At 38.7% G+C, this 26376-nt stretch carries 28 protein-coding genes; 5 read left to right on the forward strand and 23 right to left on the reverse strand.

The features are described from left to right. Nucleotides 1-26: 26 nt before the first annotated feature. The 19 genes from tadA to RFH42_RS04995 form a co-directional block, all read right to left on the reverse strand. Nucleotides 27-560 (reverse strand): tRNA adenosine(34) deaminase TadA, encoded by a 534-nt coding sequence (gene tadA, locus RFH42_RS04905; protein ID WP_308974468.1) that lies wholly within the window; start codon nucleotides 558-560, stop codon nucleotides 27-29. Between the two features lie 4 nt (nucleotides 561-564). Then, a complete protein-coding gene (locus RFH42_RS04910; protein ID WP_308974469.1) occupies nucleotides 565-1686 on the reverse strand; it encodes an enoyl-CoA hydratase/isomerase family protein in 1122 nt (373 codons plus the stop codon). Then, nucleotides 1683-2402: a uracil-DNA glycosylase gene (gene ung, locus RFH42_RS04915; protein WP_308974470.1), complete on the reverse strand. Its 720-nt coding sequence runs from the start codon at nucleotides 2400-2402 to the stop codon at nucleotides 1683-1685. The genes RFH42_RS04910 and ung overlap by 4 nt, the downstream gene beginning before the upstream one ends. Before the next feature lie 58 nt (nucleotides 2403-2460). After that, nucleotides 2461-3057 (reverse strand): 6-pyruvoyl trahydropterin synthase family protein, encoded by a 597-nt coding sequence (locus RFH42_RS04920; RefSeq protein ID WP_308974471.1) that lies wholly within the window; start codon nucleotides 3055-3057, stop codon nucleotides 2461-2463. 186 nt (nucleotides 3058-3243) lie between these two features. Next, the gene (gene gspK / locus RFH42_RS04925; RefSeq protein ID WP_308974472.1) at nucleotides 3244-4191 is read right to left on the reverse strand and encodes a type II secretion system minor pseudopilin GspK; all 948 of its coding nucleotides are present in this window, start codon (nucleotides 4189-4191) and stop codon (nucleotides 3244-3246) included. A 32-nt stretch (nucleotides 4192-4223) separates the two neighbouring features. Further along, complete coding sequence (gene gspJ / locus RFH42_RS04930) at nucleotides 4224-4901, reverse strand: type II secretion system minor pseudopilin GspJ (protein ID WP_308974473.1); 678 nt, start codon at nucleotides 4899-4901, stop codon at nucleotides 4224-4226. Beyond that, nucleotides 4898-5290, reverse strand: coding sequence for a type II secretion system minor pseudopilin GspI (gene gspI / locus RFH42_RS04935; protein WP_308974474.1), 393 nt, complete (start codon nucleotides 5288-5290; stop codon nucleotides 4898-4900). Before gspI ends, gspJ begins: the two co-directional genes overlap by 4 nt. After that, nucleotides 5277-5840, reverse strand: coding sequence for a prepilin-type N-terminal cleavage/methylation domain-containing protein (locus RFH42_RS04940; protein ID WP_308974475.1), 564 nt, complete (start codon nucleotides 5838-5840; stop codon nucleotides 5277-5279). Before RFH42_RS04940 ends, gspI begins: the two co-directional genes overlap by 14 nt. Before the next feature lie 20 nt (nucleotides 5841-5860). After that, nucleotides 5861-6475, reverse strand: coding sequence for a TetR/AcrR family transcriptional regulator (locus RFH42_RS04945; protein ID WP_308974628.1), 615 nt, complete (start codon nucleotides 6473-6475; stop codon nucleotides 5861-5863). A gap of 42 nt (nucleotides 6476-6517) precedes the next feature. Beyond that, entirely contained in the window at nucleotides 6518-7291 is a 774-nt protein-coding gene (locus tag RFH42_RS04950; RefSeq protein ID WP_308974476.1) for a TatD family hydrolase, read from the reverse strand. 79 nt (nucleotides 7292-7370) lie between these two features. Then, complete coding sequence (locus RFH42_RS04955) at nucleotides 7371-8366, reverse strand: AAA family ATPase (RefSeq protein WP_308974477.1); 996 nt, start codon at nucleotides 8364-8366, stop codon at nucleotides 7371-7373. Between the two features lie 46 nt (nucleotides 8367-8412). Next, nucleotides 8413-9168, reverse strand: coding sequence for a 3-deoxy-manno-octulosonate cytidylyltransferase (gene kdsB, locus RFH42_RS04960; RefSeq protein ID WP_308974478.1), 756 nt, complete (start codon nucleotides 9166-9168; stop codon nucleotides 8413-8415). A 9-nt stretch (nucleotides 9169-9177) separates the two neighbouring features. Next, nucleotides 9178-10188, reverse strand: a complete 1011-nt coding sequence (lpxK, locus tag RFH42_RS04965; RefSeq protein WP_308974479.1) for a tetraacyldisaccharide 4'-kinase — start codon at nucleotides 10186-10188, stop codon at nucleotides 9178-9180. Nucleotides 10189-10190: 2 nt separating this feature from the next. Further along, on the reverse strand, nucleotides 10191-11921 hold the full coding sequence (gene msbA / locus RFH42_RS04970) for a lipid A export permease/ATP-binding protein MsbA (protein WP_308974480.1): 1731 nt from the start codon (nucleotides 11919-11921) through the stop codon (nucleotides 10191-10193). A gap of 205 nt (nucleotides 11922-12126) precedes the next feature. Next, nucleotides 12127-13014, reverse strand: coding sequence for a ParB/RepB/Spo0J family partition protein (locus RFH42_RS04975; RefSeq protein WP_308974481.1), 888 nt, complete (start codon nucleotides 13012-13014; stop codon nucleotides 12127-12129). Between the two features lies 1 nt (nucleotide 13015). Beyond that, nucleotides 13016-13795 carry a ParA family protein gene (locus RFH42_RS04980; protein WP_308974482.1) on the reverse strand — a complete coding sequence of 260 codons (780 nt, stop codon included), beginning with the start codon at nucleotides 13793-13795 and terminating at the stop codon, nucleotides 13016-13018. A 23-nt stretch (nucleotides 13796-13818) separates the two neighbouring features. Then, a complete protein-coding gene (gene rsmG, locus RFH42_RS04985) occupies nucleotides 13819-14451 on the reverse strand; it encodes a 16S rRNA (guanine(527)-N(7))-methyltransferase RsmG (protein ID WP_308974483.1) in 633 nt (210 codons plus the stop codon). 84 nt (nucleotides 14452-14535) lie between these two features. After that, on the reverse strand, nucleotides 14536-15225 hold the full coding sequence (murU, locus tag RFH42_RS04990; RefSeq protein WP_308974484.1) for an N-acetylmuramate alpha-1-phosphate uridylyltransferase MurU: 690 nt from the start codon (nucleotides 15223-15225) through the stop codon (nucleotides 14536-14538). Then, complete coding sequence (locus RFH42_RS04995) at nucleotides 15222-16238, reverse strand: aminoglycoside phosphotransferase family protein (RefSeq protein ID WP_308974485.1); 1017 nt, start codon at nucleotides 16236-16238, stop codon at nucleotides 15222-15224. Before RFH42_RS04995 ends, murU begins: the two co-directional genes overlap by 4 nt. Before the next feature lie 118 nt (nucleotides 16239-16356). Between RFH42_RS04995 and RFH42_RS05000 the strand changes: the two genes are divergently transcribed. Together RFH42_RS05000 and RFH42_RS05005 are read left to right on the forward strand one after the other, a co-directional pair. Next, complete coding sequence (locus RFH42_RS05000; RefSeq protein ID WP_308974486.1) at nucleotides 16357-18804, forward strand: LPS-assembly protein LptD; 2448 nt, start codon at nucleotides 16357-16359, stop codon at nucleotides 18802-18804. After that, nucleotides 18804-20123, forward strand: a complete 1320-nt coding sequence (locus RFH42_RS05005; protein WP_308974487.1) for a peptidylprolyl isomerase — start codon at nucleotides 18804-18806, stop codon at nucleotides 20121-20123. Before RFH42_RS05000 ends, RFH42_RS05005 begins: the two co-directional genes overlap by 1 nt. A gap of 98 nt (nucleotides 20124-20221) precedes the next feature. Here the strand turns inward: RFH42_RS05005 and hfq are convergent, their stop codons facing one another. The 4 genes from hfq to tsaE form a co-directional block, all read right to left on the reverse strand. After that, nucleotides 20222-20728, reverse strand: a complete 507-nt coding sequence (hfq, locus tag RFH42_RS05010; RefSeq protein ID WP_308974488.1) for an RNA chaperone Hfq — start codon at nucleotides 20726-20728, stop codon at nucleotides 20222-20224. Between the two features lie 103 nt (nucleotides 20729-20831). Beyond that, on the reverse strand, nucleotides 20832-21776 hold the full coding sequence (gene miaA, locus RFH42_RS05015; protein ID WP_308974489.1) for a tRNA (adenosine(37)-N6)-dimethylallyltransferase MiaA: 945 nt from the start codon (nucleotides 21774-21776) through the stop codon (nucleotides 20832-20834). 6 nt (nucleotides 21777-21782) lie between these two features. After that, on the reverse strand, nucleotides 21783-23750 hold the full coding sequence (mutL, locus tag RFH42_RS05020) for a DNA mismatch repair endonuclease MutL (RefSeq protein ID WP_308974490.1): 1968 nt from the start codon (nucleotides 23748-23750) through the stop codon (nucleotides 21783-21785). Between the two features lie 61 nt (nucleotides 23751-23811). Continuing rightward, complete coding sequence (gene tsaE / locus RFH42_RS05025; RefSeq protein WP_308974491.1) at nucleotides 23812-24279, reverse strand: tRNA (adenosine(37)-N6)-threonylcarbamoyltransferase complex ATPase subunit type 1 TsaE; 468 nt, start codon at nucleotides 24277-24279, stop codon at nucleotides 23812-23814. A 132-nt stretch (nucleotides 24280-24411) separates the two neighbouring features. Here tsaE and RFH42_RS05030 point away from each other — a divergent pair, with 132 nt between their 5' ends. The 3 genes from RFH42_RS05030 (at nucleotide 24412) to RFH42_RS05040 (ending at nucleotide 26375) form a co-directional block, all read left to right on the forward strand. Next, nucleotides 24412-25326: a pseudouridine synthase gene (locus RFH42_RS05030; RefSeq protein WP_308974492.1), complete on the forward strand. Its 915-nt coding sequence runs from the start codon at nucleotides 24412-24414 to the stop codon at nucleotides 25324-25326. Nucleotides 25327-25436: 110 nt separating this feature from the next. Then, on the forward strand, nucleotides 25437-25751 hold the full coding sequence (locus tag RFH42_RS05035) for a type II toxin-antitoxin system RelB/DinJ family antitoxin (protein WP_308974493.1): 315 nt from the start codon (nucleotides 25437-25439) through the stop codon (nucleotides 25749-25751). Nucleotides 25752-25895: 144 nt separating this feature from the next. Beyond that, nucleotides 25896-26375, forward strand: a complete 480-nt coding sequence (locus RFH42_RS05040; RefSeq protein ID WP_308974494.1) for a GNAT family N-acetyltransferase — start codon at nucleotides 25896-25898, stop codon at nucleotides 26373-26375. The last annotated feature ends 1 nt before the right edge of the window (nucleotide 26376 follow it).

A 26376-nucleotide genomic window follows, 5' to 3' on the forward strand; every position in this document is an offset into this window, starting at 1 on the left:
TGTTACACGGACATTGACTTAACAGTTCATCGATTTAAGCGCTCGCTTGATGAATCTAAGGAACTATTCGTAAGTCTTTGTTGTTTTTTTTGTTCACGACGCATTTTAAAAAATGCTGAAAGCTGTTCTGCACACTGTTGTTGTAGACATCCTCCTTGGAAGTGAAAAACATGGTTATAGTAACCACTATCTAGCAACTTACGTTCACTCACCAATGCACCTGCCTTGGGCTCTGTGGTTGCAAAGACAACTCGCCCAACTCTTGCATGAATAAGTGCTCCCACACACATTGTGCAAGGCTCCAAGGTCACATACAACGTACTTTCAGGAGGCAATCGATAATTTTCAATAGATTGGCATGCTTGACGTAAAGCCTGAATTTCAGCATGTGCAGTCGGATCATGGGTTCCTATTGGGCAATTATAGCCCTGTCCAATAATTCGACCCTCACTCACAATCACAGCACCCACTGGTACCTCAGCATGATCTGCTGCAATTGCAGCCTGCGCATAGGCAAGCTGCATCCACTTTTCATCAATGCGGATTTGATCTTCTGACATATACTTAAATAACGTTATAAAGTCTTAAAAGCTCATTCCAACTTTCAATATTGCTTACTGGTGGGTGTTCAGACAAAATACCTTTTAAAGACATTTCGCTAACTTCTTGCCAATCAGGTGATAAATCTTTATCAACCAAACGTGCACGCACCCCTTCTACAAAATCAGGATGACGAATTTTCCAGTCAGAAATTTGCGCTTCTAGGTCAAAAACTTCCTGCCAAGAATGAACTTGTCGGCCCCACTGCCATAACAGCCAAGTAATTGCAGCCGTACTCGGTGAACCCTTTTCTAAGTTTTCACTTGCTTGGCGTAACCAATCACTACGCGCATCACTTAGACCTAAAATCGCTTCATAGTCCTGCTCAAACTGCACGCCACGACATACACTATGGATAACATCAAGTGAATTTTGTAAAGGTCCTGGCGGAACAGGTCTATGCATTCCATTTAATGTATCGTCTAGCGCACGAAAATCACCAGCAGGATAATGCTCCCAGTCAATATCAATTAACTTTTGCAGTACAACATCTCGTTGAGTATCACAAATATGTGTAGCCCAACCAATACCATAAGCCCCTGCCGCAGTCATAATTGACCCAGTCAAACCTGTAAATAAACCAATTGGTCCACGATCTGCTAAAAAGCGACTTGCACCGACATCTGGGTATAAACCAATATTCACTTCAGGCATAGCTAAGCGTGAATGTGGCGTGACCAAACGAAATGGTGCAGCCATAAACAAACCTAAACCACCACCCATCACATAACCCTCACCCCATACCACAATAGGTTTAGCATAGTTATGTAAGAGTAGATCTAAAGCATATTCTTGCTCAAAGAAACGATTCGCAGTTTCAACTTCGTGATTAATGACTAATTGACGTAGTTTACGCACATCGCCACCTGCACAAAAAGCTTTAGGCGTTGTTGAATCCAACCAAATCGCTTTAACACTGTCGTCTGCATGAAAATCTTCAAAGACATTAAACAATGCTGTCACAATCGATTCATCTAAAGCGTGTAAAGACTTCGGTCTATTTAAGCGAATAATACGCCAGCCATTTTGAGCTTCCTCAATAATCAAATCAGCGTGATAAGGCTTAGTATAAGGTTTGTTTGTCATGCGTCCAGCTGCCAGTTGATTGGCTCTATGCCATTTTGTTTTAAATAATGATTGGTTTTTGAGAAAACCTTGCAACCAAAAAAACCACCTCTATTGGCAGCTAAAGGAGATGGATGAGCAGCCTTTAGCACCAAATGTTTAGTGGTATCTATTCGTTTTCCTTTACGTTGAGCATATGCACCCCATAATATAAATACGATATGCTCTCGTTGTTGATTTAACACATCAATCACTTGATCTGTAAATTCTTCCCAACCTTGTTTCTGATGTGAGGTTGGTAATCCTGCGGCTACCGTTAATACACTGTTTAGAAGCAGTACACCTTGTTCAGCCCATTGCGTCAAATCACCTTGAGTCGCTATAGGCACCCCTAAATCATTGTGCAATTCGTGGAATATATTACGCAATGAAGGAGGTAAAGCAACACCTCTTTGCACTGAAAAACTTAAACCATGTGCTTGATTTTCGCCATGATAGGGATCTTGACCCAAAATCACAACCTTAACCTTTTGCAATGGTGTTATATTTAGTGCATTAAAAATGAATGCATTAGGTGGATAAATAACCTTATTTTCAGTCTTTTCATTCAGCAAAAAATTTCGCAAGTTTTCCATTTTCTGACTGAGCAGAAAATCACTCAATGCAACTTTCCAGCTGGGATCCAAGCGAACCTGATCAAGTTTAGCTTGCTCCTGTTCAGTAAAGTTTACACTCATTGATCTTTTATCCTTAATTCCCTAATCAATATCTTTAGTTTAACCATTTTAAAATGATTTAAAGTTTAACTTGTAAATACACTTCTGGATTAACAAATTGTACGCCTTGCAGCAATTTCTCATACATCTTTGGATCAGCCCATTCTGCTACAACTTGGTCAGAAAACTGAATTTCCTGTAATGACAAGATACCCATTTGCTTGTTTGCAACATCTTCAGCAAAACTTTGTGCATAGCCAGTATCAGTTTCATGCACTATTACTGAATACACTTCAACATCAGCCTCACCATTTTGCATAACTGTTGCCTGTAAAATCTGCTGTACCAAATAAAATAATATTCGGGAAAATTGTTCAGCAGAGGGAGATACAGGTAAAGCAATCCAACGTGCACTAAATGTCTTGCATGCTTGAATATAAGCAGGATCATCATGCTGCCAAAAACAAATTGCATGATCAAAGCTATCAATTACATCTTTAATTAATCCCTTCAATAAACCAAAATCATATACCATTTGGCCATGATCCAGCCTTGAAGCTTTCAATAATAATTCAACTTTGTAGCTATGCCCATGAATCGAACGTTTACAACGATCCGAAGTGCAATTACGTACAATATGTGCATTTTCAAATTTAAATAATTTGCGAATTAACATGTGTCAAATATTTCTTAAAACACCTAGAAAAGGATTATAGATCAAAATCATTTTTATTTCGTATAAAATTTCAAAAGCGTTGTCTATTCAACAAAAGTCGACCCTCTAACGTATATTTTTGGAGCATTTTCACCATAACGTACTTTATTTCATCATCTATGCCTAAAATAAAACAGCAGACAAAAATTAGAATGCTTTTAAATTACGCTCATAAACATAAACACGATCATTTTTACGAAATAAATAACTTACCATTTGACGTTTACGTTCCCCCAGCTTCACTTCAATTTTAGCCTTAAAATAAGATGACTTTACATCAAAAACTTGGTTAGCTAACGTTTTGCTTTCAGGTGACAATTGCGCATAAACATCTTGTTCTAATAAGTTAGCAACACTTGGAAAATGCTCAAATTTAGCTTGCTTCGCCTGCAACATGAGCTGAACAGATTTACTGTCAATTTTTCGATCTAGACTTGCAAGCACAATAACAGGTGCAGTATTAATATTAATCTTCGTATCAATGCTTGGTAGCGCTGAAAGATAAGGAGCAATACGTTGATAATTTTGCCCTTCAAAACCACGCACCAATTTTAACTCTTCAACACTATTAAACATGCGGTTTGGTGGAACATACCCTAAACCCGCACTTAAATAATACTGACTTTCAGCTCCCATCGCACCGCTAGTTAAATCATCTGCATCCTGCCAATCAAGAACCGCTTGACTCAGTTCAGCTGGTAGCCCTACCCGTACCAATAAATTCTCAAAGACCTTACGTGTATTTTCATTAGGTTCATTGGCATTTTTCAATAAACTATTTAAATTAAACTTACCAGACTCATCTTCGAGTTGTGCTGAAATCATACCATCTTCAACTGGAAAAGGAGGCAAAGGCTGCGCCCAAGATTCTTGTAAGTAATCTGCTTTAGGGCTATTTTTTGCATCTTGTATTAATAACTCAGACAAAAAATATTCAGCACTCTTTGTATATTGTAATGCTTGGTTTTGTCTCATCATATAAGCAGTATTATCTGCAGTAAGATACTGACGTTTGACAATTGTCGCAGCAATAATACTGGCCAAAGCCACCATTACCAAAATTGTGATTAAAGCAATCCCACGCTGTTGCTTCATAACCAATACTCAATATTGTCAAGATTCATGGTTTAAACCAATATGCTCGGATCAGATAAAGTACGATCTGATGACTGTTTTATTAGACTATTTTTACTCAAATTTGATGAAATAAAATCTGTATTCAATAAATCAAAAATCCATTCATATTCAACATCATCAATACTAAATTTTAGACTAAAACCCCGCGGTAAACGTCGCAAAGCGGTCTGATCATTGGGATCAATCATATCTGGCCAATGATCTAAGGCCTGAGGATTTAAAATATTCATTTGCAACTGATCTACCCGTGCTAGTAATACACTCGATACTGGCTGTTGATTTGGCGTACCATTTATATAGGTATATTTAAGTCGATATAATTTTTTATCTTGCGCATTGTAATGATACTCCACCCTTTCTGTGGGCGCTTTTTTTTGTTGCAAGGGATCTACAACCCCTGACTTGGTAAAACTTAGACTCTGATCATGTAATATTAATGCCGCCTGAGGCTTCTCACTATTTCCAGCAACAACTGCTGTGATTTGTATACTGTCACGTTGGATCTGCTGATAAGCTTCTTGTAATTGTGCCAAATTTTCTTCATGTGTCGCATTTCGATCTTTAATCTTTGCAATATGATCAAATGTTTTCCAACCAAGCGCAGACAAAATCGCAAAGATTGCAATTGCTACAAGTAACTCAACCAAAGTGAACGCATTTTTTTTCATGGATTATTGGCAATTTCTGGATAATTAAAAAACACCACATTAGTGATGCCCGATTCTACTTTACCTAATTCGTTATTATATAAACTCACTTGTATTTCAACACGTTGAACATTTGGACTAATTGTAGGTTGTGCTTTTTTATCGATCTGCCATGTTTCACCTTGCGAATCAATCTGTTGGCTTTGGGTTCCTGTTAAGCGTTCTCGGTTAATCTGCATGAGTGCAATTTGATTTTGCGCCACAAATTGTGCTTTAGTTCGTAAAATAGCATTTGCTGTAGCTTGCGTATATTGCATTGCAACTTTAGTTAGAGCCATCGCCGAAACAGCAAAAATAGCCAAAGCGACGACAACCTCAATCAAAGTAAAACCAGAATCATGGTGTCGCATCAACTTTCCCCAAATAATCAATAAGAATAGGCGCACCTATTTCTTTATTCGAGTAATACATCTGTATCTGCACAGGTTTGGCTTCACCATTACCAAACCAAATAAGCTGTGGAGAATGTTCCCCTAATAAATCAGTATTATTGGCCTGAGCATAATTTTGTTCTTGGCTTATAACCCGAAACGACACTTTCGCTGGCAACTCCCGTACAGGAAATTGTTTTAACTCCTGCCAAGGGTTTTGCTGAGTAACACTCATTGTTGGTAATTCTGCTGCAACTTGAGGTTTATAATAGGTCATAACACGGTATTGGAATGGATGAACGTCTGTTTCAGGTTGAATACTCAGTGCATATACGCTGGCCTGATCATTTGCTTCACGATTAATTTTTTTTAGATCAAGAATAAGTAATTCTCGCTGTTGCATCACTTTACGCATATCCATGCCTTCGATATTTAACATCACGAGTGACATTAATATCCCCATAATTACAATGACCACCATCACTTCAACAAGAGTGAAGCCTGTTTGTTGTTTATTGAGGTGGTCCATAAATTAAGGTCTATATGATCTTAAGCCATTGCTTCAGCATGGCAAGATTGTTTTGGTAAATTCAAAGCTTGTTCAATCAAAGCCACCCTTAAACTATCTCGCTCACCTAAGTATCGCTGATAAAAACTCGAGTTTAAAATCGCAGCACCACCATGAGTAAGTGCCCAAATTGCAGCTAAATAATCCCGAACAGACATATCACTATGAATTGATTCAAGGTACTGTTCTGTCAAACGGATGATCAAGCGTAAGCGTTGTTTACGAATTTGATAGAGCTGATAAAATAAATCGTGTAAACCTTGCGCCGTAGTAGATAAACGCTCCTCAATCTGATGGAACATCACGATTTGATCAGGATGATGCAAGTGATGCAGCATAAAAAATGCCAGCTGTTCAGCGAATAACGTCTCTGAATTTTGCAACATCTCAAGCAACATCCGTTCATTACGAATAATCAATAACAGATACAGCTCATCTTTACTTTGAAAGTGTTTATACAAAGTACCTTTTGCTAGATCTAGTTCTGCCGCCAAAGCATCTAAAGTCATGCCTAGCTCACCGTTTTCTAGCAGCAAACGCTCTGCCACTTCAAAAATCAACGTTTCTCTTGCTCTAAACTGAGCTTGACGATCCATCTTCACGCGCTCAAATACCTCTTCGACCAAACAACAATCGATTTATTTAAGATCTAATAAGTTGTTAAAATTTTGCGTAGTAATTCGCCCAATTTCCTCAAGGCTCATATCATAAACATCACTCAATGCTTTTGCCACATAAGGAACATATTTAGGCTCATTATTTTTACCACGATACGGCATTGGGGCTAAATAAGGACTATCCGTTTCAATCAACAATCGATCTAATGGAACTTGTTTTGCAACATCTCTTAAATCTTGTGCATTTTTAAAAGAAACAATACCTGAGAAAGAAATATAATAACCACAATCAAGTACAGCCTTAGCCGTTTCCATATCTTCAGTGAAACAATGTAAAATTCCATGTGTGGACTTTTCAGCACGAATAATATCAATTGTGTCTTTTTTTGCAGAACGCGTATGAACCACGACTGGCTTTTTCAACTGTTGGGAAGCATGAATGTGCCGTGCAAAACAACGTTTTTGTTCATCTACAAATTCACAGCTATGGTAATAATCCAAACCAGTTTCACCAATAGCCCATACTTTATCTGACTGGCCCAATTCGACCAAACGCTCAACACTCGCACTTTGCATCATTGCTTCATCCTCACAAGGATGAACACCAACGCTATAGCCAACATCAGCATGACGTGCTGCAATTTCAGCCAAAGCAATATGATCATCTAAACTGACCGATATTCCCATAAAACCAGAAACACCATTTCCCCTTGCTGCTGCCAAAGCTGCATCAATACTTCCTTCGTAAGGTTCTAGATTTAACATAGTTAAATGGCAATGGGTATCAAAGAACACAACACTTCCTTTATTCACTTTCATCTGAAGACGTATTTAAAAGCAACACTCAATGAATGTTGCTTATCATGCTTGATCGTTATGAAACATTCATTAAAGTAACAAATAGTTCATCAAGAATTAAATTACTTTGTACATTTTGCTGTAATAGTTGTTTAGCCTCGGTCAACTGATCATATAAGGAAAATAAATCCTCAAGCCGATATTGCTCAGCAAGTACGGTCAAATCAATATCACTATTTTTTACCCATTGCTGCATTTTAAACGCCAGTATATCGGTTAACAGGTATTCAAACATTTGCAGAAAATCGACTATATTCAGTTCTTTATTCCACTTTGTTGCCAGCATCATTGGCATATTTTTATTCGATACCAATTTCTGCCAATCATTTACAAAATTTTGCCGTTGCGCAAACCATGGACTATTAAGCAATTCGATTGCTTTTAATGGCATTTGATTTGCCAATCCCAAAAGCAAATCAATATTTTGCTGTTGATCAATAGCAATTTGCGTTTGTAAATAATGTTTAGCAACCGTCTGATCGATTCGATCAACTGCAAAGTGCTGCATCCGACTACGGATTGTTGCAGGTAATTTCAAAAAATGCTCTGCAATAAGAATAATCATGACCCGCTCACCTGGCTCTTCTAATGTTTTTAATAAAGCATTAGATGAAGCAATATTTAATGCCTCAGCAGGATCAATCACAATGACTCGCCAACCATCTACTGTTTGTTGTACAAATGGCAATAAATCACGAATTTTCTCAATTTTAATCTTTGCATTATGTTTTTTATTGTCTTCATCTGTAGACACATAAACATAATTTGGATGCGTATCGGATTTCAACCAAACACAGCTACTGCACTGACCACAAGCAGAATCATGTTGTTTGTTCGAACACAACACCCATGCCACAAATTGCTCAACAAATGTATGTTTTCCACAGCCTGACTTGCCATAAAATAACAAACCGTGTCCAAGATTAGGAAAACGATGCGTCAAAGTTTTCCATAATGCTTGTTGCCATGGATAGAGGATTGTTTCAGGAGAATCGACAGAATTAGTGCTCACAGATATACCATCGCTTGCAACACATGACTCAAGTTAAACTGATGCATTATTCAAACATACTCACAGGCATTTGATTCAAACGCTGTAAATCTTCTTCCGTATCAACGCCTGGTGGAAGCTGTGCTGTAGCAACAGCAATCGCAATTCGATGATTGTTTTCTAAAACTCTTAATTGCTCTAAGTTTTCTAACTGTTCTAATTGACCACGTTGCCAAGTGACATATTGTTGTAACAATCCTACACGGTAAGCATAGAGTCCTAAATGTCTAAATGCGTGTTTAGGCACAAGTGCACCGTCTTCAGCATCACGCTCATGCGGAATGCTCGCACGACTAAAATATAGTGCCTGATTGTGTTGAGTCATAACAACTTTAACGATGCTAGGACGTAAAAATTCTTCCATAGTATGAATAGGTTCACACAGTGTGGACATACTACAATCAGATTTTCGTACCAATAGCTCAGCGACCTGACAAACTAAATCAGCCGGTAGTAAGGGCTCATCACCTTGTACATTTACGATAATATCATCAGCATGCCAACCCTTAATTTTTGCAACTTCACTCAAACGATCAGTGCCTGATGGGTGTTCTGCACTTGTCATTACAACATCAATACCTTCAGCTATACATAGCTGTGCAATACGATCATCATCTGTTGCAACACATAAATCATCAAAACCTGCGACCTTTTTAGCTTGATCAACAACTCGCAAGATCATGGCACGGCCATGAATTTCTAATAATGGTTTTCCAGGTAACCGTGAACTCGCATAACGAGCAGGAATAACAATATGCTTCATAGTAGAACCTTAGATGAAAGTAATATTTAGTGCAGCGAGTTGCTGTCTTAGCTGTTGATAACATGCATCGGAAAGTACCGCATCAACGGGGACCACCCAAATTTGACGTTGATAATCTGGATATTGCTTTAGTAATGGTAACAACTTCACCGCATCTTTTTCAGTGGTAATAATTGGGCTTTGATCATCAAAACAAATATCCTCAATATCGTATTCGTGATGATCTTTAAACTCATAACAATGAAACTGAGTCACGCCAATTGAAGTTAATGTATTATAAAAACGTTGTGGGTAACCAATCCCAACGACGGCATTATAATATTCATTGGCTTGAAATATTTCTTGCTGACCATCTATAGAATTAAGTAAATAGGGTCGCCCTACTTGCAAATGCATATTAAGATCAATACTTGGGCGCATTGCATGTTCTATTACCGTCCCTTCCTGTAAGCGTGAAGCAGGTTCACGTAGAAAGCCTTCCGGTAATAATTTTGCATTTCCTAACCCACGTTGTTGATCCAAAACGATCCATTCAACTTCTCGCTCTAATGCCCAATGCTGCAAGCCATCATCACAGATAATCAAATCAAACTGATCTTCAGCCAACAATAATTCAATACTGGCTTGCCGATTTGGTCCTACAGCCATAGCCACATCAGTCGATTGAACAATAAGACAAGGCTCATCACCCACCTCTTGTGGGTCTGAGTCTAAAGTGACGCGTGCAGGAAATGGACCTTTACCGCCGTAACCACGACTGATCACAGCAACTCGTACCTGATGGTGTTGAAGATATTTCACCAGTTGGATAAGTAAAGGTGTTTTACCACTACCACCCACAGTAATATTCCCAATCACCATCACTGGAATTGGTGCTCGATAGCTTGTTTTTAAGCGCCAACGATAGCATTGTTTATTCAGGAGAAATCCCATTCGGTACAAACAGGAGAGTGGACGCAACAACTTTAACCATCCAGCCTGCCTATTCCAAGCATCTTGTAGTTGCTGCGCCAATGACATAATTAGTCCTCAAAATTTCGCTGATGCAACTGATAGTACGCACCATGTTTCGCTAAAAGTTGTTGATGCGTCCCCTGCTCTAAAATCTGTCCTTGATCCATCACAACAATAAGATCTGCATTTTCGATGGTTGATAAACGATGTGCAATCACGATTGTTGTACGACTTTGGTCTAACATTGCCTCATCGAATGCTTTTTGAATGAAATGTTCCGACTCATTGTCTAATGCACTAGTCGCTTCATCCAAAATCAAAATTGGAGCATTTTTCAAAATAGCCCGAGCAATCGCAATACGTTGACGCTGTCCACCAGATAATGATAACCCCTGTGTACCCAGCTGCGTATCATAACCATCAGGAAGACTCATAATAAAGTCATGTGCATAGGCTGCCTTAGCTGCTGCAATAATCGCATCTTCTGATGCGCCTTCGAGCTGACCATAGGCAATATTTTCACGCACACTGCGATCAAACAATACAACTTGTTGATTGACCATAGCGACTTGAGCGCGTAAGCAAGACAATTCAATGTCATTAATGGCGATCTGATCAAGAAAGATTTGGCCACTGCTTGGCTCTTGAAAACGCACCAGCATATTCACCAAAGAGCTTTTACCGGCACCAGAACGTCCAACCAAAGCAACCGTCTGTCCTGCCTCAATTTTTAAGTTAAAATCAGTAATGGCTTGAACCTTATTTTGATAATTTAGTCCCACTGTATCAAAATAAATTTGCCCTTTTAACTTCGGTTGTTGTGTACCATTATTATTTTCTTCTGGCATATCCAACAACTCAAAGACCGAATGTGCTGCTGCTAAACCACGTTGTAATTTTTCATTTACATCAGTTAAGTTCTTAATTGGTTTACCCAATAAACCAGCAGCAGTGATGTAAGCAACAAACTCACCAGCAGAAGTATCACCAAAAATTTGAGGACGTAGCGCAATCCAAACAATCAAACTCATTGCCATAGAGATCACTAACTGAACTAATGGACTATTGAGATTTTGCACGACCACCATTTTCAGGCTACGTTTTAAATTCTCTTCAGAAGAAGTATAAAACCGCTTTTGTTCACTTTTTTCGCCAATAAAACTTTTTACAACCGACTGACCATTAATACTTTCTTGTACCACATGGTTAACATCGCCCATGGTATCCTGCACTTGAATTGACAGTTTACGCATACGCTTTGAGGCTTTACGAACCAAAACACCAATAATGGGTAAGAAAATAAAAATTAATAAGGTTAAACGCCAGTTGCTATAAAACAGATAGCCCAATAAACCCAGTGTAATTAATCCATCTTTAACAATTGTTTTTAGTGATTCTGAAGACGCTGCCGTTACTTGCTCTACGTTATACATCAGCTTTGCTGAAATATGCCCAGCCGAGTTTTCTAAATAATATTGTGATGGCATACGTAATAACTTTGAATATACTTCTTGACGCATGCTAAACACTAAACGCCGTGAAATAACCGCAGTAAAGTAGCCGCCCATAAACAGACCTAAACCGCGAAAAAACATAAGTAACACGATCAACATTGGAAACCAATCTAGATTCTCTTGGCTGCCATGTTGGATTGCATCAATAATATATTTAATTAACTTTGCTACAGAAACTTCAGTTGCAGCATTAAGACCAAACCCGATGAGGACGAGTAATGCTATCCCCCAATAAGGTTTTAAATAGGCAAGAAGGCGAAAGTAAACTTTTACGTCTTGATTCACAGATGAATGACCTCTGGGTAGAGCTGAAAGTATAATTGTTGCTCATTTGCCAGCACAATTAGAGCGCAGCAAGTTTCGCAGATGCGACTAGAAGATATCATATTCATTTAGAGCTAACATATTGTTGTGTTATCGATTCAAAGCTTATAAATGTATTTATAACATTCATAAGCTCCTTAATCTGATCAATTACACAACAAACACTTTATTCTGCTAAACAAATATTCAAAATACCATCTAATTCATCAAGCGAATGATAATGTATAACTAACTTGCCTTTACCCTGTTTATTGTGATCAATTTTAACATTAGCACTGAAGCGTTCAGATAATTGCTTGGTTAAGCTCTCTATATCAGCTGAAACTTTAGTTTTCTGTTGATCATTTTTTGGCGTATTCCACTCACGAACCAACTGTTCAGTTTGACGTACAGACAAACCTTTCTCAACAACAATATGCGCAATCTTAATCTGATCCTGCGATTTGATCGTGAGAATTGCTCGAGCATGCCCCATATCTATTTGACCTTCTTGCATTAAAGTTTTAACTTCTTCTGTCAAACTTAATAAACGCAACAAGTTACTAATCGTTGTACGAGCTTTACCAACGGTATCGGCAATTTCTTGATGACTTAAACCGAACTCTTCATGAAAACGCTGTAAGGCCAAAGCTTGATCGATTGGGTTTAAATCTTGGCGTTGAATGTTTTCAATTAATGCCAAAGCGATTGCAACTTGATCTGTTAGATCACGTACAATTGCAGGAACTTCAGTCAGACCTGCAATTTGTGCAGCTCTCCAACGTCGCTCACCCGCAATGATTTCATATGGATGTGCTGCATCATCAACAGGACGAATCACAATAGGCTGCATTACACCATGTTTTTTAATTGATGCTGCGAGTTCTTGTAAATCTTGTTCATGAATAAAACGGCGTGGTTGATAAGTACCCCGTTTTAATTGACCCACGGCAATTTGTTGTAATTGACCTTGGTCTAAACCCTTAACATCGAGCTGTAACTTTTCTTTTTGAATGGAACCTAATAAGGCATCTAAGCCACGACCTTTAGCTAAGCCACGTTTTTTAATGGTCATGTTATTTCCCTTTCGCTTTCACTTTTGCTTTTTTTAAGATTTCAGCAGCCAAATGCAGATATGCAATTGCACCTTTTGAACTCTTTTCAAAATAAATAATTGGTAAACCATGTGCTGGTGCTTCAGCTAAACGTACATTTCGGGGTACAACAGTTTCATATAACTTCGTACCGAAATACTGTTCTAATTCAGCAGAAACATCACGTGTCAGTGCATTACGAGCATCATACATTGTACGAACCACACCAACAATTTCTAAATCAGGGTTTAAAGCTTGTTGGATTTTATCTATGGTCTGCGTTAAGTCAGCCAAACCTTCCAGTGCATAATATTCACATTGCATTGGAATAATGACACCTTTAACTGCAGTCAAGGCATTGACAGTAATCAAGCTTAAACTTGGTGCACAATCAACAATGATATAGTCGTAGTTATCTGCAATTTCTTGAAGTGCTTGTTGTAAAATATACTCACGACCTTCTTGATCGGCAATAGCCAGTTCAACGCCAGCTAAATCACGGTTTGCACCTAAAACTTTATACCCAACTTCAGATTGATATATAGCTGTAGCAATAGGTACTTCACCAAGTAAGACATCTGTAATTGAATAGAGTAAATCGTTTTTCTGAACACCAGACCCCATGGTGGCATTACCTTGCGGATCCATATCTACCAGTAATACTCTTTTTTTCAACACCGCCAAAGATGCTGCCAAATTGACAGCCGTTGTGGTTTTACCTACACCACCTTTCTGGTTGGCGATCGCAATAATTTCAGCCATGGTAATCCCGATCCTAATAAATATTAAATATGTTGTAGTACAAGTAAGTGTCGTTGTTCATCTAAGCGTGGCACACGAAGCGCTATCGTCTGACATTGCCACTGTGAAGCCAATTGCTCAATTTCATCAGTAGGGACCAAACCTTTCATTGCTGCAATTTTACTTTGTGCATGCATATAAGGAGTGGCTGCTGTAACGAAATCCGTCAGTGATGCAAAAGCTCGACTTGTGATGACATCGAATTTTCCTAAATTATTTATACTATCCTGATCTTCTACACGCGTTTGCACGGCAATCACGTTTGTCAGCTTTTGATCTGCAATAAACTGTTTTAAGAACCGAATTTTTTTTCCATTTGAATCTAATAACACACATTCACGATCAGGTTGAGTTAACGCAATAATCATTCCAGGCATGCCACCTCCTGTACCAATATCGAGTAAACGACCACCAGGAAGATCATTTAATATACTCAAACTATCCAGTAAATGTTTAACTAACATTTCTTCTGGTTCACGAATGGCGGTTAGGTTATACGCTTTGTTCCACAGCAACAAAGCGTCTTGATAACGCAGTAGAGCCTGCAGCGCATCATCACTGAGTGTAAGCCCCAAACGCTGGCTATCGCGCTTGAGTACTGAAAAATAAGAATGCATAAGCGAGCTAAGTCTATAAATTTAGGTAAGAGTATACCGATTTATAGCGCGTGGAACACCTAGCAACGACGAGTTAATATGCATTTAAGCCAGCTCATCTGCATAAATCTGTCGATCTAGTTCAGCTAAGCGCTCTGGTGTACCCACATCAACCCAAATTCCTTGTAATTTTTCTGCACTTACTTGACCTGCCTGCATCGCCTGCTTAAACAAAGGAAGCATTGCTCTCTTTCCTGCCTCCAAGCCTGCAAACATTTTTGGTGAATAAACAGCAACACCGCTATAGGTAAGATGCTCACCTGGCATATTTTGCTCAAATAAATAGCTTTTACCCTCAGACAAACAAAAATCACCTTGTGGATGTTGAATAGGATTTGTCACCAAAACCAAATGAGCTAAAGATGGCCCTAAATCAACTTTAAGCAAAGGCGCAAAATCCATGGTGGTCCAAACATCACCATTGACCAATATAAATGGCTCATCACCTAAAAGCGGCAAAGCATTAATAATGCCACCAGCCGTTTCTAAGCCTTCACCTTCATGTGACCAATAAATTTTTACACCAAATTGCTCACCATTTCCTAACGCTTCAACTAACTTATCTGCAAGCCAAGCGGTATTAATGACAATTTCACGAATACCTATGGCGCGAAGTTTTTCAATATGCCAAACAATAAGAGGTTTCCCTCCTACCTGTAATAAGGGTTTAGGCGTATGTAAAGTCAACGGACGCATACGATTGCCTAACCCTGCCGCCAAAATCATTGCTTTCATGCGGTAATTGCCTCGAATTGCCCATATTTCTCTGTAAATGCCGGCATGAGTCGTTGCTCAACAAAGTTTAAAAATTCCTGTAATTCAGCATACGGCTGTGCCTCTGTACGTAGATACCACATCACTCGCGGTAAATCATTTAAATACCCTGATTTGCCATCACGTTCAAATAAACGTACAAAAATACCGAGAATTTTAATATGACGTTGAATTGCCATTAAATCTGCATCACGTTTGAATTGTGCAAAACTACGCTGTTGTTTCGAAATCTCTGGCAAAAGATCATAAAATGCTTGGAACCATACATGCACTCGTTGAACAGGCCATTGCACATAGGCATCACGTGTGAGTGAAATCAAATCATATGTATCAGCACCGATGACTGCATCTTGAAAATCAATTACGCCCAATTCAACATCATCCGCTACTTTCATTAAATTTCGACTATGAAAATCACGGTGTACAATCACTTGTGGCTGAGCCAATGCTGCTTTAGCCAAGAAATCAAAACTTTTTTCAATCATTTCCATTTCAGCTACACTTGGCTCGACAGCCAATGCAGGTAGCATCCAATCAACCAGCAATTGCATTTCACTGATTAATTTTTCATAAGAATAAGCAGGTAATATTTCTTGTGCAGCAATTGATTGTAATTGCACCAATTGTTTAAAACATTGATGATAATAAGCATCAACTGTATTGTGATTGATTAGTGTAGACAATAAGACATCGCCAAAATCTTCAAGTAATAAAAAGCCTTGTTGTAGATCTTTGGCATAAATATGTGGAACTCTTACCCCATTTTTATCGAAAAATTCATCTATATTCACAAAAGGAAGACAATCCTCTTTCTCAGGAGGTGCATCCATTAGCATAAATGCCTTATCATTGCTCTTTATACGTGCATAGCGACGAAAGCTCGCATCACCAGCTAAAAATTGTATGTCAAACTGTTCTGTTTTCAGTACAGTAGAGACCCATTGTTGGATTAATTGTTCACGTTGTGTATTCATTTGCGGCAAAATCTGATTTGACTAAATTTTTAAAGCACTAAGTGTAGCTAGTTATCAAGTTTTTCTCTATGATGCCACAATAATTAATTGCGAATTGCACACTTAATTAAGGAAGCAAATGAAGCGACAGTTTAAATTTAACCCTTTAGCAACTGCTATTTTGACCCTACTCTGTGGCCATTCAGTTTCCAGTTTTGCTGATTCTTCTTCATCTGGCTCACAGACCAGTAATGATCAATTGAATGCCGCATTACAAGAACAATATCCAGGGCAGCAGTTTTATCAACAATATTATGTTGATAAAAAAACTCTTCCCCCTCAAGAAGGGCAAGAAACCATTGCGAATCGCTGGTGTGAAGGTGTTTGGGCAACCCCTTTTGCTACCACCACCAAAGCCGCTGATGCAAAGAATTCGACCTCAGTTATTACTGCAGATCAAGCCTATTACAACCCTAAAGGTGACTCAGTTCTGAGTGGCAATGTTGAAATTGATCAAGAAGGCCGTTTAATCCGAGCCAATGAAATGATCATTGATCAAACACAAACCTTTGCTAAAGCCAAAGGAAATGTGCAAATTGCGCAAGGTGGCTTAATCACTCAAAGTAATCAAATTGACTACAACCTAAAACAACAAACTGGTGAGTTAGACAATAGCTTCTATATTTCTGAAGCAACACATGCACATGGTCATGCAGACAAAATTCAACGCACCTCTGCAACAACTGTTGTTCTGCAAGACGCAAGCTATTCCACTTGCCCACCTGAGCAAAAACCAACTTGGAAAATCCAAGCAAAACGTATTGAGTTGAATCAAGAAACTGGTCGAGGTGTGACTCGTAATACCAAGTTCTATGTTAAAGATACTCCTGTTTTAGCTGTTCCATATTTCAACTTCCCAATTGATGATCGACGCACCACTGGATTACTTACACCAACTTTTGGTTTTACCAACCATGGTGGTTTCCAGATCAGTACACCGATCTATCTTAACCTCGCTCCAAACTATGATCTTACATTTAGACCTGAGATTTATAGTAACCGTGGCCTGATGTTAAATGGTGAATTCCGTTATATGACGGAAGATTTTGGTGCCGGTAAGATTTGGGGCGGATACTTACCCTCTGACCGTGATTACGCTAAAGAAGATCGTAAAGATTTACACATTAATCACTTTTGGAGCATTAACAAACAGTGGTCAAGTACTATTGACTACAACTATGTCTCTGACAAAGATTTCTTTACCGACCTTAATGACAACCCTAACTCTAAAACTGATTTAAACCAGCGCCGAGCTTGGGAACTCAATTATGCTAATGGTATACCTGGTTTAAGCGCAAAACTTCGTGTCGAAAGCTTCCAAACCTTAGACAAAAATATCGCTATGGTTGACCGACCATATTCTCGTCTACCTCAGTTATTTGTTAACTATATTGGTGGAAGCCCAGTTGGTTTTGAATATGAGTACAACAACGATACAGCCTACTTTAAGAAAAATATAGACACCTCTGAAAACACCCTCACTCAACCGAGTGGTATGCGTTTCTATAATCAGTTTGCAACACGCTACAACTTTAGAAATCCATGGGGCTTTATTGTTCCTGAGCTCTCTGTACGCTCTATTCACACCTCATATGACCAGGATACCACTCAAGCCAATGAGTTTTATTCAAACACCAAGAATAATTCAGTGGTTGTACCACAATTTACCTTGGATACAGGTTTAAGTTTCGAGCGTGAAGGTAAGTTCCTACAAACAGTAAGCCCACGCGTATTTTATGCTTACTCACCCTATAGAAACCAAGACAACAATCCAAACTTTGACTCAACAACTGCATCTATTAACTACGATCAGCTATTTAACCCAACGCGTTTTTATGGTCATGACCGTTTAGATGACAATAATTTTGCTTCTGTTGGGATCAGCTATAGTCTAGTTGATCCTGCTGGTCTAGAACGTTTACGTGCTGGTATTGGCCAAAGTTTCTTCTTTGACGACCGCCGTGTACTTTTAAGCAAAGAAAAAGACAATACCGAGCTTAACACTGCAAAACGTACTGGGCCGATTGTGAGTTTATCAAGTCAGCTCTCACCTAATATAAGTGTAGCGGCCAACTCAGCATGGATGTCAAACGGCAATAACGCACAACATGATTTGCAATTCTACTTCACAGGCAATCAGGGTAATCTCTATAACTTTGGTTATTTTTATCGTGATTATTTACCTGATCGTCAAGCTGCATATCATCAAGTGGTTGCATCATTTGTACAACCAGTTAAAGGCAACTGGCGTATTATGGGGCACGCCCAGTATGACATCGACAATCACGTTGCACGTGAATATCTACTCGGTGTAAATTACGAGTCTTGTTGTTGGGGAATTTCAGTCTATGGTCGCTCATATTTCAACGACCTAGATGATGTTACCTTGCCTGATGCAAAACCTAAACGTGCGATCATGGCAGAACTTACGTTTAAGGGTTTAGGCGGTTTTAATAACAAATTGAGTTCATTGCTAAACAGTCGTGTACTCGGCTATGACAAAGTTAATCAATCTTGGACACATTAATGAAGACAAACAATTTAAAAAAGCTTTTTCAAGCCACAGTTCTTAGCCTCGCCGTGACCACCTCTGCATCTGTATTTGCAGAATATAGTGATAAAGTTGTTGCAATAGTTGGTAATAGTGCAATCTTACAAAGTGATTTAGATCAAAGTGTTGCTGAAGCAGTACATCAATTAAATGCACAGAAAAAAACCATACCACCAGAAAATGTTTTGCGTGCGCAATTACTCAATCAATTAATTTTGCAAAATGCGCAACTTGAACAAGTAAAACGCTACGGCCTAAAACTTGATGAAAAGTCATTAAACGAAGCAGTAATGTCGGTTGCTCAACAATCAGGTGCCAATAGTCTAGAGGCTTTTCAGCAAAAATTAGATAACATTGCCCCTGGTACTTATGAATTACTTCGTAGCCGGATTGCTAATGATTTGTTAATTCAACGTCTACGCCAACAACAAGTCATGTCACGCATTAAGATTAGTGATCAAGATGTTGAAAACTTCTTAAAATCACCAGAAGGTCAAGCTGCTGTAGGCAGTCAAGCACATGTACTTCATGTTCGAGTTTCAGGCAGCCAAAACCCTGCAGAGCTACAAAAAGTAGCGCAACAAGTTAAAAATGAGCTTAACGGCAGCAGCGATTTGAAACAAATTGAGAAAAAATACTCAAATGCTTCAATTAAAGTCGAAGGTGCCGATATGGGCTTTCGTGCACTTTCTGGCATACCAGCAGAGCTTGCTGCACGTGTAAGCGTACTTAAACCAGGCCAAACCAGTGAGTTAATCACTGTACAAGATGGTGTACACGTACTTAAATTACTTGATCGCAAAAGTAATGAACAAAAAGCGCTCATCCCACAATATAAAACCCGTCATATCCTGATTAAAACATCAGAGATTGTTAGCGCTGAAAATGCCAAACAAATGATTGATAGTATCTATAAACGCTTACAAGCAGGCGAAGACTTCTCAACTCTTGCAGCAACTTATTCTAACGACCCAGGTTCTGCTCAAGATGGTGGCAACCTTGGTTGGGTAAGCCCAGGCATGATGGTGCCGGAATTTGATCAAAGAATGCAAAATACGACTGTAAATCAAATTTCTGAACCCTTCCAAACTCAATTTGGTTGGCATGTTCTCCAAGTTACAGATAGTCGTCAGCAAGATATGACCCACGAATACCAACAACGTATGGCTAGACAAATTTTGGGTGAACGCCAATTTGACACTGAAATTGATGCTTGGTTGAGAGAATTACGTAGCAATACCTATGTAGAAATCAAAGATCCAAGTCTAGATCCACGTAAAGCTAATAAATCATAGATCGATTTCACAATTATTCAATTAGTCACTCTATTTCGATTCAAATAAAAAGGCGCTTAAAGCGCCTTTTTATTATTCTATCTAGTACAAACAATCAATTAACGATTGTTTTCGTCATCTTGTGTATCTTCAAATTTAGTTTCATTTTCAAAACCATTTGAAGGTTGTGCACCGAAGCCACCTTGACCACCGAAGCCACCTTGACCGCCGAAGCCTTGACCACCGAAGCCACCTTGACCACCGAAGCCACCTTGACCACCGAAGCCTTGACCACCGAAGCCACCTTGACCACCGAAGCCACCTTGACCGCCGAAGCCACCTTGACCACCGAAGCCACCTTGACCACCGAAGCCACCTTGACCACCAGCTGCTTGTGAACCACCAGCAGCACCAACTGGACGTGGATTACGCGCAGGTACAACAGTAGAGATCGCGTGTTTGTAAACCATTTGGCTTACAGTGTTTTTAAGTAACACAACATATTGGTCAAATGACTCAATATGACCTTGCAATTTAATACCATTTACAAGGAAGATTGATACTGGAATACGTTCTTTACGGAGAGAATTCAAGAACGGATCTTGTAAAGTTTGACCTTTAGACATTTTATACTCCAAAAAATTAAAAAAAATCAGCGCAAAAACTATCTTTATTTTTCAATTAAAAATTTATAAAAAATTATAAATAAGATAGTAGGTAAATTTTGCTTTATCCGTATGAGTTTCGCAAGTCTTCTTGAGCCTGCTTAATCGACAAATATACGTTAAATTGATGTGTTTGTTGCAAAGATCGAAGCCAAGTGTATTGACGTTTTGCTAATTGTCGTGTTGCAAACAAAGACTTTTCTTCCATTACAGCTTTATTTTTTAGGCTTCTATCACTTTTTTGTAAAAAATCCAGCGCTTGTCGATATCCTACTGAGCGGGCTGAAGGTAGATTATCATTGAGATCGTATTTTTCCATAAGATACTCAACTTCATTCAAAAATCCAATCTTCCACATTTTTTGCAAGCGAAGTTCAATTCTTGCATGTAGCTCAGCTCTATCTGGCAATAACGCGTAGTTATGAAAAGCATAAGCATAGGATTTATTTTTTACTTGTTTCGCCTGTAGCTGTGTTATTGGCTCACCTGTTAAACGATAAACTTCCAATGCTCGAATAATACGCTGCTTGTCACTTGGTTTAAATTTAATCGCAGCTTGCGGATCTACACGCTCAAGCTCAGCATATACATTTTCCCACCCATCAACTAATGCTTGCTGCTCAATCTCAGCACGCACTTGATAGTCGGCGCTTGGCAAATGATCAGAAAGCCCTTCCAATAATGCCTTAAAATAAAGCATTGTGCCACCAACCAAAATAGGTATCTTCCCTTTAGCATGTATTTGGTCGATTAGCACTGTTGCATCTGTCACAAATTCAGCAGCTGAATAAACTTCAAGGGGAGTAATAATATCTATTAAATGATGAGGATAAAGCTCTTGCTCTTGCTTGGTCGGTTTGGCAGTACCAATGTCCATATCCTGATAAACCAATGCAGAGTCCACGGAAATCAATTCAAAATTTCCACGTGCATAAAGCTCACACGCCAAAGCTGTTTTACCACTGGCCGTTGGCCCCATCAAATTAATTACGGGCAATTGTGTCGCCATGCGCCGCTACTCTCCTCGTGCAAATAATTTATCTAATTGGCTAAGTGGGAAGGCACGCCAAGTTGGACGACCGTGATTGCACTGACTTGCAAATTCAGTCTGTTCCATCTGACGCAAAAGCGCATTCATTTCTGACAAACTCAACATCCGATGTGCTCGTACCGCACCATGACATGCCATTCCTGCTAAAATTTGATCGCGCTTCTGCTGTAAAGCAAGAACCTCATCATTAGGATCTAAATCTCCTAATAACTGTGCAATAAGTACGTTAAAGTCTGCTTTTTGCAAAATAGCTGGAACACCTCGAACAATCACCTGTTCCTCGCCATATGCATCAATATCCAAACCGAATCGCAGCAATTGAGCTTTTAAATCTTCAACTCGTGCAGCTTGCATTCGACTAATACTGATCACTTTAGGAATTAATAATTGCTGTGAAGTCCAAAACTCAGGTTTATCCCAAGCTGACTTCATCTGCTGTAATAAAATCCGTTCATGAGCTGCATGCATATCTACAATGATTAGCCCCTCATTGTTTTGCGCCAGTATATAGATGCCATGTAGTTGCGCAATAGCAATCCCCAAAGGAAATTCATCTACTTTTTCAACTGTAGTTTGATTGAGCACACCTTGATCAATTGCCTTCATTACGCCCGCAATCACAGGGTCTTCTCTGCTTGATGTTAAATAATGTTCTAAAGCTTGAGCTGAACGCTCTGTTTGCGTGTATGGCTTAGTTTGATGATATGCACTTTGTGCTGTTGCGCTACTAAAATCATTTAAACTTGCATCATCTTGTTGACTTGTTGATGAATCAGCAAATTGATCAGTTCGAGTATTTGTTTCATTGCCATGCAAATTAAACTGATTTTGATATCTTGGTTGTGGAGTTGGTTCAAGATTTTGTTCTGACGGTTTCATTGCTTGAGCAAGATCAGTACTTGCTGTTTGAAACTGAGCTAGCGTTGTTTTGGCATAATGGCGAACAAACTCATGAACTTCTCGTTGATTTAAAAAACGAATTTCATGTTTAGTCGGATGAACGTTAACATCAATTTGTTCAGGGTCAACCTCAAGAAACAATAAATAACCAGCATGCTGATGACCATGTAAAATTCCGTCATAAGCCATACGCAAAGCATGAGAAATCGTTTTATCTTTGACGATTCGACCATTCACATACACAAATTGCAAATCTGCTTGCGCCCTTGCATCGGATGGATGCCCCAACCAACCACTCAAGCGCATATTAATGCTCTCAGCATCTAACCAATAAGCATTTTCAGTAAACTGTCGACCAATTAACTGTTGAACACGCTGGAATCGCAACTCACCGCTATCTGCAATGGGTAAATTTAGACGAATTTGATCGTTATGCTCAAGTACAAATCGAATATCGAAATGAGTCAAAGCCATACGTCGAATAATTTCTTCAATATGTCCAAATTCAGTTGCAGGCTTTTTTAAAAACTTACGCCGCGCTGGAACATTAAAAAATAAATCTTGCACTCGAACGTGTGTACCACGTTGCATGGCCATCGCTTGTACTTGTTGATGATCAATTGCTGTACCATTTACCTCAACTTGATAACCCACACCCGTTTCATCTTGGCTACTACTTAAACTAAGCCGAGAAACTGCTGCAATTGAAGCTAGAGCCTCTCCACGAAATCCTAAACTTACGATTGCATGTAAATCCTCTGCACTTTGAATTTTACTGGTTGCATGTCTTGTTACAGCTAAGGCAAGGTCATCAACATGTATCCCACGACCATTATCCATAATCTCAATGAGGGTACTGCCACCTTGTGCAACACGAATCGTTAGTTCAGTTGCTCCTGCATCAATTGCATTTTCAACCAACTCCTTCACTACAGAAGCTGGGCGTTCAATCACCTCACCAGCTGCAATTTGGTTTGCTAACGCTGGATCTAGACTACGAATACGTCTTTGGCTCAATGCCTGTTCATTCATTACACAAACCTTTTAATAAGCTATTCATGTCTTTTTATCATCAAGTTTCGTATCAATCTTTTTATAACGTAGACTGCAATGCAGTTAATAATTCCTGAGAGTTAAAGTGTAAATTAACTACGCGTTGTTGCTCATGTTCAGATTTATTTATTTCAATAATCATATCCGCTGCTGGAATTTCATCTTCACCTTTAGAAGGCCATTCAAATATGAATAAAGCTCCAGCCACATCTAAATAATCTCGAATCCCCATTAACTCCAATTCATAAGGATCATTAAGACGATATAAATCGAAATGGAAGATAGATTGTTCAGCAACAGTATAAGGTTCAACTAATGTGTAAGTAGGACTTTTTACTGCACCTTTGTGTCCCATGCTCTGCAACCAGTAGCGAGTTAAAGTTGTTTTCCCTGCACCCAAATCGCCAATTAAATATACCACTCCTTGTTTCATATACTGAGCCAAAATTTGTGCAAGCTGCTGAGTACTTTGTTCATTTAACAAAGAATATTGAAAGGAGTATTGCATTGGATTCACTATATCAAACTAAACTATCGCTATAATAGCACCAGCAACTTTCAAAACCTACGCTACAGTAGTCTGCTGCCGCACTATTATTCAATTGATTGAAACCCTGAACAGACAAGACGAATTTAAACTATGCCTCAATCCCAATCTCAACGTTTTATCCCTCCTATGCGTGAAGGGGTTAGTGCCAGTCAAGTATTCTTACCCCAACTATCTTCTTTACCAACAAATCTATTTAGTTATCTCTGTGATACTTTCTCACATATAACAGTGGCAGAATGGCAACAACGTTTTACTGATGGGCTTATTATTGACAAACAAGGTCAAATATTAAAACTAGATAGCCCATATTTGGCAGAACAACACATTTATTATTATCGTTACTTAAACAATGAAATTCATATTCCATTTTATGAAACAATATTATTTGAAAATGATGACTTGCTTGTTGTCGATAAACCACATTTTTTAACTATCAGCCCAACTGGACAGTACCTACAAGAAACACTATTGGTTCGCCTGAAGCGGCAAAGCAACAATGCTGAGCTCAGCCCAATTCACCGATTAGATCGTGAGACAGCTGGCGTCGTTTTATTTGCTAAACGTGCAGCAACTCGCAGCTGCTATCAACAATTATTTGCAGAACGTTTGGTGGAAAAAAGCTACCATGCCATTGCGCCTTATCAAGCCCACCTTAATTTTCCAATGCAATTAGCGTTACGTATGGAAAAATCCGAGCCTTTCTATACCATGCGAGTCGCTGAAGGTCAGGCGAATACCGAAACTGAAATCGAGTTAATTGATCATAATAATATTTGGGCAAAGTACTTACTCAAGCCCAAAACAGGTAAACAACATCAATTACGAGTACATCTTAATCACTTAGGTATACCTATTCGTAATGACCATTTTTATCCAATAGTGCAACACCAAAGCGCTGATGATTTTTCACATCCGTTACAACTGCTTGCTCATCAAATTCAATTTACAGACCCACTCACCAAACAAAAGCAATGTTTTACCAGTCGACAACTGCTCGAAATATAGGAAAATAATTTCAACGTAATGACAAAAAATACACTTTGAGTATTTTTGACATTGAAATTACATGTTGTTTGTTTAAAATATGTTATCCAACGAAGTGCTATCTGATTAAAATGAGAAAAACTGAAGTTTACCAAGTACGCCTAGATTCACAAGAAAAAAAGCAGGCCTTTGCTGTGTTTAAGCAACTTGGAATTACCCCAGCCCAAGCAGTACGCTTGTTCTTCAAACAAGTTGTATTAACCAAATCTATTCCATTTGCGATTGAAAACCAAAGTATTAATATGGAGCAACTGGTTCGACTTAAAAAAAGTAAGCAAGATTCGGAATTACAAGATAAAAACATGGATCTTGAAAATGATGATGATTTATTCGCCGAACTTAATGCATTACTCGGTGAAAATGACTCCCCACAAGAACCGCTTTGATATTTTTTAGTTTACATAAACTCATTATTTTTACTGATTTTTTTTCGCTATATTCCATTTTAACTCTGCTAAATATTGACCGTACGAATGCTGCATCTGGTATCGGTTCAATCATCTAAAAGCGTAGATAAAATGGAGCATTGTATGATAGTAAGACGTGCCTGTAATGATGATTTAAGTGCTTTAACAGTACTCTTCAATGAATATCGTCAGTTTTATCAAATTCAATCTGAACCTCAGATCGCATATCAATATTTAAAACAGCGCTTAGAAAACCAACAAAGTGTAATCTTTATTCATATCAAAGATGAACAACTCACTGGCTTTGTAGTACTGTATTTGGGTTTTTCCTCTATAGCCTGTAAACACTTCTATATTTTAGATGATGTCTATGTAAGACCACAATTTAGACGCCAAGGTTCTGCACGCCAGCTTATAGATACTGCCATATTGTTTGCGCGACATAATGCCGCTTTTAAAATTAGCTTACGTACAGAACTCAACAATGTTCACTCACATCGTCTTTATGAAAGTATGGGGTTTATACGCGACAATGAATACCAAGAATACCATTACTATTTAAATCCACGGCCACTCAACCAAATTACACCCAATGGTCTTTAAA

The sequence above is a fragment of the Acinetobacter rudis genome (genome assembly GCF_031157835.1).
In the GTDB taxonomy this organism is placed as follows: Bacteria; Pseudomonadota; Gammaproteobacteria; order Pseudomonadales; family Moraxellaceae; genus Acinetobacter; species Acinetobacter rudis_A.

Bases quoted from the DNA above. Each gene is read 5' to 3' on its own strand.
- mutL (WP_308974490.1), bottom strand. From the start codon at position 23,750: ATGAATGAACAGGCATTGAGCCAAAGACGTATTCGTAGTCTAGATCCA.
- rsmG (WP_308974483.1), bottom strand. From the start codon at position 14,451: ATGCATTCTTATTTTTCAGTACTCAAGCGCGATAGCCAGCGTTTGGGG.
- tadA (WP_308974468.1), bottom strand. From the start codon at position 560: ATGTCAGAAGATCAAATCCGCATTGATGAAAAGTGGATGCAGCTTGCC.
- RFH42_RS05035 (WP_308974493.1), top strand. From the start codon at position 25,437: ATGAGAAAAACTGAAGTTTACCAAGTACGCCTAGATTCACAAGAAAAA.
- RFH42_RS04995 (WP_308974485.1), bottom strand. From the start codon at position 16,238: ATGAATACACAACGTGAACAATTAATCCAACAATGGGTCTCTACTGTA.
- gspK (WP_308974472.1), bottom strand. From the start codon at position 4,191: ATGAAGCAACAGCGTGGGATTGCTTTAATCACAATTTTGGTAATGGTG.
- kdsB (WP_308974478.1), bottom strand. From the start codon at position 9,168: ATGAAGCATATTGTTATTCCTGCTCGTTATGCGAGTTCACGGTTACCT.
- miaA (WP_308974489.1), bottom strand. From the start codon at position 21,776: ATGGCGACACAATTGCCCGTAATTAATTTGATGGGGCCAACGGCCAGT.
- tsaE (WP_308974491.1), bottom strand. From the start codon at position 24,279: ATGCAATACTCCTTTCAATATTCTTTGTTAAATGAACAAAGTACTCAG.
- RFH42_RS04920 (WP_308974471.1), bottom strand. From the start codon at position 3,057: ATGTTAATTCGCAAATTATTTAAATTTGAAAATGCACATATTGTACGT.
- murU (WP_308974484.1), bottom strand. From the start codon at position 15,225: ATGAAAGCAATGATTTTGGCGGCAGGGTTAGGCAATCGTATGCGTCCG.
- RFH42_RS05005 (WP_308974487.1), top strand. From the start codon at position 18,804: ATGAAGACAAACAATTTAAAAAAGCTTTTTCAAGCCACAGTTCTTAGC.
- RFH42_RS04910 (WP_308974469.1), bottom strand. From the start codon at position 1,686: ATGACAAACAAACCTTATACTAAGCCTTATCACGCTGATTTGATTATT.
- RFH42_RS04980 (WP_308974482.1), bottom strand. From the start codon at position 13,795: ATGGCTGAAATTATTGCGATCGCCAACCAGAAAGGTGGTGTAGGTAAA.
- RFH42_RS04975 (WP_308974481.1), bottom strand. From the start codon at position 13,014: ATGACCATTAAAAAACGTGGCTTAGCTAAAGGTCGTGGCTTAGATGCC.
- RFH42_RS04940 (WP_308974475.1), bottom strand. From the start codon at position 5,840: ATGGACCACCTCAATAAACAACAAACAGGCTTCACTCTTGTTGAAGTG.
- gspJ (WP_308974473.1), bottom strand. From the start codon at position 4,901: ATGAAAAAAAATGCGTTCACTTTGGTTGAGTTACTTGTAGCAATTGCA.
- RFH42_RS04945 (WP_308974628.1), bottom strand. From the start codon at position 6,475: ATGGATCGTCAAGCTCAGTTTAGAGCAAGAGAAACGTTGATTTTTGAA.
- hfq (WP_308974488.1), bottom strand. From the start codon at position 20,728: ATGTCTAAAGGTCAAACTTTACAAGATCCGTTCTTGAATTCTCTCCGT.
- gspI (WP_308974474.1), bottom strand. From the start codon at position 5,290: ATGCGACACCATGATTCTGGTTTTACTTTGATTGAGGTTGTCGTCGCT.
- RFH42_RS05030 (WP_308974492.1), top strand. From the start codon at position 24,412: ATGCCTCAATCCCAATCTCAACGTTTTATCCCTCCTATGCGTGAAGGG.
- RFH42_RS05040 (WP_308974494.1), top strand. From the start codon at position 25,896: ATGATAGTAAGACGTGCCTGTAATGATGATTTAAGTGCTTTAACAGTA.
- ung (WP_308974470.1), bottom strand. From the start codon at position 2,402: ATGAGTGTAAACTTTACTGAACAGGAGCAAGCTAAACTTGATCAGGTT.
- lpxK (WP_308974479.1), bottom strand. From the start codon at position 10,188: ATGTCATTGGCGCAGCAACTACAAGATGCTTGGAATAGGCAGGCTGGA.
- RFH42_RS05000 (WP_308974486.1), top strand. From the start codon at position 16,357: ATGAAGCGACAGTTTAAATTTAACCCTTTAGCAACTGCTATTTTGACC.